The sequence below is a fragment of the Pseudomonadales bacterium genome, assembly GCA_013215025.1.
Taxonomy (GTDB): Bacteria; Pseudomonadota; Gammaproteobacteria; order Pseudomonadales; family DT-91; genus DT-91.
Window position 1 is genome coordinate 1 of the sequence record JABSRR010000093.1, and the last position, 6,310, is coordinate 6,310.

7 protein-coding genes are annotated in these 6,310 nt (G+C 45.9%); 4 read left to right on the forward strand and 3 right to left on the reverse strand.

Going from position 1 to position 6,310, the window contains the following annotated elements; translation table 11 throughout:
* Nucleotides 1-381 (forward strand): hypothetical protein (locus tag HRU21_07965; protein NRA42227.1); only part of this gene is annotated, 381 nt, incomplete at its 5' end.
* Between the two features lie 37 nt (nucleotides 382-418).
* Here the strand turns inward: HRU21_07965 and ppa are convergent.
* The 3 genes from ppa to HRU21_07980 form a co-directional block, all read right to left on the reverse strand.
* Nucleotides 419-949, reverse strand: coding sequence for an inorganic diphosphatase (ppa, locus tag HRU21_07970; GenBank protein NRA42228.1), 531 nt, complete (start codon nucleotides 947-949; stop codon nucleotides 419-421).
* 186 nt (nucleotides 950-1,135) lie between these two features.
* Nucleotides 1,136-2,089, reverse strand: coding sequence for a manganese-dependent inorganic pyrophosphatase (locus HRU21_07975; GenBank protein NRA42229.1), 954 nt, complete (start codon nucleotides 2,087-2,089; stop codon nucleotides 1,136-1,138).
* A 69-nt stretch (nucleotides 2,090-2,158) separates the two neighbouring features.
* Nucleotides 2,159-3,418 (reverse strand): 6-phosphofructokinase, encoded by a 1,260-nt coding sequence (locus HRU21_07980; GenBank protein ID NRA42230.1) that lies wholly within the window; start codon nucleotides 3,416-3,418, stop codon nucleotides 2,159-2,161.
* Nucleotides 3,419-3,567: 149 nt separating this feature from the next.
* Here HRU21_07980 and mpl point away from each other — a divergent pair, with 149 nt between their 5' ends.
* From mpl to HRU21_07995, 3 genes are all read left to right on the forward strand, one after another.
* The gene (gene mpl / locus HRU21_07985) at nucleotides 3,568-4,950 is read left to right on the forward strand and encodes a UDP-N-acetylmuramate:L-alanyl-gamma-D-glutamyl-meso-diaminopimelate ligase (protein NRA42231.1); all 1,383 of its coding nucleotides are present in this window, start codon (nucleotides 3,568-3,570) and stop codon (nucleotides 4,948-4,950) included.
* 4 nt (nucleotides 4,951-4,954) lie between these two features.
* Entirely contained in the window at nucleotides 4,955-5,572 is a 618-nt protein-coding gene (locus HRU21_07990; GenBank protein ID NRA42232.1) for a UbiX family flavin prenyltransferase, read from the forward strand.
* A gap of 8 nt (nucleotides 5,573-5,580) precedes the next feature.
* Nucleotides 5,581-6,310 (forward strand): hypothetical protein (locus HRU21_07995; GenBank protein ID NRA42233.1); only part of this gene is annotated, 730 nt, incomplete at its 3' end.

The following is a 6,310-nucleotide window of genomic DNA, read 5'->3' on the forward strand; positions in this document are numbered from 1 at the left end:
CCTATCTTTCAGGTTGGCATTTCATCTGAAGAAACCGGCAAGATTGTTTGCACCAGCTTTTCTGCGAATGCGCATGGTCTAAAAGGCGCCTGGGAAAAAGCTGTGGCGTCTTACTGCGAACACAAGCAAATTCGAAAGGGCACGAAGCTTTATAAAGAAATATTAGCTGCTATGCCAAACGTTGACTTGGCTGATGTAGAGAAGGCAGCGAAGAAAGTGGCTGCGGCTAAGGCTAAGGCTGCAAAAGCGAAAGCGGCTGCGAAAAAGAAAGCGCCAGCTAAAAAGAAAGCGCCAGCTAAAAAGAAAGCGCCAGCGAAGAAAAAAGCAGTAGCTAAGAAAGCGCCGGCGAAGAAAAAAGCCGCTAAGAAAAAGACGAAATAATCGTCTAATCATCAGGGGGCATTAGCCCCCTTTTTAATCAGTTTGAATCGTAAGCAGCAGCTGCTTTACTAATCTCTTGTCGGGCTGCGTCGGCATTAGCCCAGCCGTCCACCTTGACCCACTTACCGCTTTCTAAATCTTTGTAGTTTTCAAAAAAATGTTCAATTTGCTGGATTAGTAGTTCCGGTAGATCGGTGTAATTCTCAATATCATTGTAAAGAGTAGTTAACTTGCTGTGTGGAACCGCTAGCAGTTTTGCATCCTGACCTGCTTCATCAGACATATTTAAAATGCCAATCGCTCGACAGCGAATTATTGCGCCCGGCGCTACTGGATAAGGGGTGACCACCAGCACATCCAGAGGGTCGCCATCGTCCGACAAGGTGTTATTGATATAGCCATAATTCGCTGGATAAAACATCGGTGTAGCCATAAAACGGTCTACCATCAGGCAGTCGTAGTCTTTTTCTATTTCATATTTTATCGGTGCATGGTTAGCCGGAATCTCGATCACGACATAAATATCATCGGGCAGTGATTTACCTGCCGGTACAAGGTTATAACTCATAAGCTGCTCTATTTTGTTGAAAATAACAGCATAAGTCAGGCTAGAAGTGATTTCAAATATCACAGTGGCATATAGGCTGACTGCCACCAAGTTTTATTAGGCGCACAAAAAAAGAGGCCGAAGCCTCTTTGATGTTAAGTTAGCATTAATAAAGGCTTATTGTTTATCTTAAGCCTGCACAATTGATTAGGCAGATAGCACGTCTTGGATAACGGGCATGAGCTGTTTTTTGCGAGAAATTAAGCCAGGCAGTTTCATCCAGCCATCGGCAAAGTTTTCACCGTAAGCTTGCTTAGCTAACTCGCCTTCTTGCTCGGAGTAAATAACAAGGTGGCTCAATTTAGATTTGGTATCAACAATGGCAAAGAAAATGTGATCAAGGCCCTGTTTTGCTTTCTCGCCCTTCATTTCTTCTAAAAACTCTTGCTGACGCGCGATCAGTTGGTCAGGTAGCAGGGTTTCAGCAACGCCAAAGCCAACCTTGGTGCCGTTGATTTCATAATGCTTAAAATCGCCTTTAAGAATGTCGTAGGTGGCGGTATCGGCTAAATCAGACTTGGCTTCAAGCATTTTGGTGCCAAACTCAACGACATCATCAATGCCCGCGGCTTTAGCTAGTTTTTCAGCAAAAGGGCGATCATAGGGGCTGGTAGTCGGTGACTCAAAAATTAAGGTGTCAGACAGTATGCCGGCCAGCAGCATGCAAGCTGTGGTTTTACTTGGGGTCTTGCCTTGTTTTTCAAAATAATCCGCCAAGATTGTTGCAGCGCTGCCCCATGGGCGGATATCCATAGAGATGACGTTATTAAAGGTAATAGGTTGATCTTGAATCGCATGGTGGTCGATAATCGCTACAATATCATTCATATCAACACATTTGTGCAGCTGGGTTTTTTGGTTGAAGTCGACTAGGCCAATCTGTTGACCTTCTTTTGCTTCAATCATTGGTGGCAGAGAAACACCACAGTAATCAACGACAAACTGCGTTTCTTTGTTTAATGCGCCCGCGCGACGTGCTTCGCCGCCGAACAGCTCGGCGGCGCCAATGGCTGAGCCAATTGTATCACTGTCAGGGCTGAGGTGGCCTAACCACACGAGCTTATCAGTGTTGTTATTTTCTGGATTAATTAAATCAAACATCGTACTACCTACTGTAAATAAATATTGCTTTTGCTAAGCCTGTCTTTAACAAGTATTTGTTATCAATACTTAGAGTTTAAATTTGCGCTTTAGTTTTTTATCAGCCATAACTTTTTTCAGTTTGGCATATTGCGGAAGACCGTTTTTATAAGGCGGGTGATCTTCACCTTGAATTAACGGTAATAAGTACTCACGACAGGCCGGTGTAATACTCATGCCGTCACTGCCGATATATTTCTTGGGCATTTTTACTTCAACATTGGCAACCTTATCAAGCGGCGCCTCACCAATTGACCAGCGATACTTTTTAGTATTGGCGCGGACAATACAGGGCATAATGGCTGTTTTACCTTCCATCGCTTTATGTACCGCAGCAGCACCAACGGCATAAGCCTGTTCTACGTCGGTTTTAGATGCAATATGACGTGCAGAGCGTTGCAGATAGTCAGCTAATGCCCAGTGGTATTTGTAGCCCAGCTGATCTTTTACCATTTGCGCGAGAGTCGGTGCAACGCCACCAAGTTGTTTATGGCCAAACGCATCAACTGTGCCGGAGTCAGCTAAAAAAGTGCCATCTTTATACTGGGTACCCTCAGACGCCACGATGACGCAAAAGCCGTGTTTTTTTACTGTGGATTTAACCTTGCGTAAGAACTTGTCTTTATTAAAGGCAACTTCAGGCATTAAGATAATATGCGGTGCATCGCCTTCTTGCTCGGCGGCTAAGCCACCTGCTGCCGCAATCCAGCCAGCATGGCGTCCCATCACCTCCAGAATAAATACCTTGGTTGAGGTTTCGCACATCGAGGCTACATCGAGGCCTGCTTCGCGTGTTGAAACCGCAACATATTTAGCAACTGAGCCAAAGCCTGGTGAGCAATCGGTAAAGGGGAGGTCATTATCGACGGTTTTGGGCACGTGAATCGCCTGAATCGGGTAGCCCATTTTTTCTGATAACTGTGATACTTTGTTGCAAGTATCTGCCGAGTCGCCACCGCCGTTATAAAAGAAATAACCAATATTATGCGCCTTAAATACATCGATGAGGCGCTCATACTCTGCCCGATTATCGGTCAGACTTTTTAATTTATAACGGCAAGAACCAAAGGCGCCGGCAGGGGTGTGTTTAAGTGCCGCAATCGTTTTTTTGGTTTCTTTTGAGGTGTCGATAAGCTCTTCAGTAAGCGCACCCAAGATGCCATTGTTGCCAGCATACACTTTGCCAATTTGTGAATAGCTGCGAGCGGTTTCGATGACTCCAGCGGCAGAGGCGTTGATAACCGACGTAACGCCGCCTGACTGTGCATAAAAGGCATTTTTCTTTGCCATATAGACCCCAAAAAATATAATTTCTAATATGTAGGTGTGCTTGCACACAAAAGGGCTGTATCATACTGATTTTTCGAAAAATTGCTATACCAAGCGCTGTGGTCATAGCATCTTCAATGCAGTTTGTGCGAAAAGGAATTGCAGGCGTTATGCATATATACATCCTGGGCGTATGTGGCACTTTTATGGGCTCACTGGCGGTGCTTGCCAGAGAAGCAGGTTTTCAAGTGTCAGGCTGCGATGCCAATGTGTATCCGCCGATGAGCACACAGCTTGCACAAGCGGGCATTCAGTTGGATCAGGGTTATGATCCCAAGCATTTCGCAGTCGAGCCTGATTTGATAATTGTGGGTAATGCGCTGAGCCGCGGTAATCCCATGGTTGAGTATATGCTCAACCGCTCCTTGCCGTTTACCTCTGGGCCTCAATTTTTACATGACTATATTCTCAAAGATCGTTGGGTTTTGGCGGTTGCCGGCACTCACGGTAAGACCACAACTGCCAGTATGCTGGCTTATATTCTCGAGCAAGCGGGCTTAAAACCAGGCTTTCTGATCGGCGGCGTGGTGCAGGACTTTCCATTCTCTGCCAGACTCGGCGAGAGTATGTTTTTTGTGGTTGAAGCCGACGAATACGATACGGCTTTTTTTGATAAGCGCAGTAAGTTTGTTCACTACGCGCCAAAAACTCTGGTGTTGAATAATTTAGAGTTTGATCACGCTGATATTTTCGATAATTTAGCGGCGATTCAAAAACAGTTTCATCATTTGCTGCGTATTGTTCCCGGTGTTGGCCGCACTATTGTGAATTTAGCTGACAAAAATTTGGATGCTGTGGTGCAGCAGGGTATTTGGTCAGAGCAGCAGGGCTTTAGCATTATTGATACTGAATTTACAAATAANGCCGATTATTGGCAGGCTAAGCTGAACAAAGCCGATGGCTCNAGTTTTTGTTATCTATCGCCATCCATGCAAGCTGCTGAGTCGATCGAATGGTCGATGACGGGCCGACATAATATCAGTAATGCACTGGCGGCTATGGCTGCAGCAGAACATATTGGCGTGANACCGCAGCAGGCAGCAGAAGCATTAATGCGCTTTGCTGGCGTGAAACGGCGCATGGAGTTGTTGGCCACGGTTAATCACATCAGCGTGTTTGATGATTTTGCCCATCACCCAACAGCAATTGCGAGCACACTTGAGGGGGCCGCCGCAGCTTTGCAGGCGCAAAACCAGCAGCATCAGCGCAGCGGCAAATTGATTGCGGTTATTGAGCCGCGCTCAAATACCATGAAGATGGGCGTCCATCAGCAAGCGCTGATTGATGCAGTGGGCTATGCAGATAAGGCATTCTGGTTTATGCATGACCAAGACTGGCAATTAGCCGCTGCAGCAGGTGAGCAGGTCTCTAGTATCGAAACCTTAATTAAAAAAGTTGCCGCATCTGCAGCGCCCTATGATCAAATAGTGATCATGAGTAACGGTGGATTTGCTGGTTTTCACCAACGACTGATTGAATATTTAGGCGAATAAATTTATGGCGATTCCACATTATTGTGTTGCTCTTACAGGTGCATCAGGTTTTGTTTATGCCAAACGTCTTTTGCAATGTTTGCTGCAGCAGGAGTGTGTGATTCATGTCTTGGTGTCATCGGCTGCAAGAGAAGTTGCTAGGCTAGAGCATGACTGTTTATTGCCTGATTCTGCCGATGCCTTAGCCTGTTTGTTCGAACCTGATCATGATAAGCGCAAAGCCAGTTTAAAGCTTTGGTCTAAAACCGACTGGCTGTCACCTGTCGCATCTGGCTCACATCCGCTGCAAGCGATGGTGGTTTGTCCATGCAGCACAGGCACTTTATCGGCGATTGCAAACGGGCATTCGACGAACTTAATTGAGCGTGCTGCAACCGTTTGCTTAAAAGAGCAGCGTAAACTTATTTTACTGCCGCGTGAAATGCCGCTTGGTGCAATTCAGCTTGAGCATATGCACAAATTGGCGCAGCTTGGTGTAGTGGTTATGCCGGCAAGCCCTGGTTTTTATCACAAGCCTGAAAGTATTAACGACTTGATTGATTTTGTCGTTAGTCGAATTCTGCAGCAGTTAAGCTTACCGGCAGAAGCGCTACTTATGCCTGCTTGGGGTGAGGCTGAGTAAGCGATATTATGTTGTTGTCTTTTTATCGCGCCTTACTGGACTTTCCGCGTTTATTGTTAGTGAGCATTGCTACGCTAACCGTATTTTTTGCAAGCTTTATTCCGCAGTTAAAAATTGATGCCTCATCAGATTCATTGCTGCTCGAGGGTGACGCTTCGCTGCAAATTTATCGCGATGTCACCCAAACCTTTGGCACATCAGACTTTTTATTTTTAGCATTTCGACCCACAGCGCAAAGCGAGAGCGGTGTATTTTCAGCGCAAACCATGCAGCAAGTGAGTTTGTTGAGTGAACGTTTACGGAATATCGAAGGGGTAGAGTCGGTCGTCAGCTATCTCGATGTGCCTTTGCTGTATTCGCCAAAAGTTAATCTATCCTCTATGTCGAGTGGCGTTCGCTATTTGCAAGACCCAGCATTGAACCTTGATTTAGCAAGGCAGGAGTTTGCCAATAGCCCTGTGTATAAGCAGCTGCTAACCAGCCAAGATGAAAGTACGCTGGCGATTCAAATTAATATACGCCCTGCAGATGCGGTGCGTGAGCTGCGCTACAGTATTGATAGTGCCAAACAAAGCGGCGCAATCACTAGCTACGGTGATTACGCTGATCTTGCCAGCGCTGTACGTGCATTAGAGCAATTGAAGCAGTCTCGCTACCGCTTAGAAAAGCAGTTAGTTGCAGATGTTCGGCAAACATTGGATGAATTAGATTTACATCAGCAGGTTTTTGTCGGCGGTG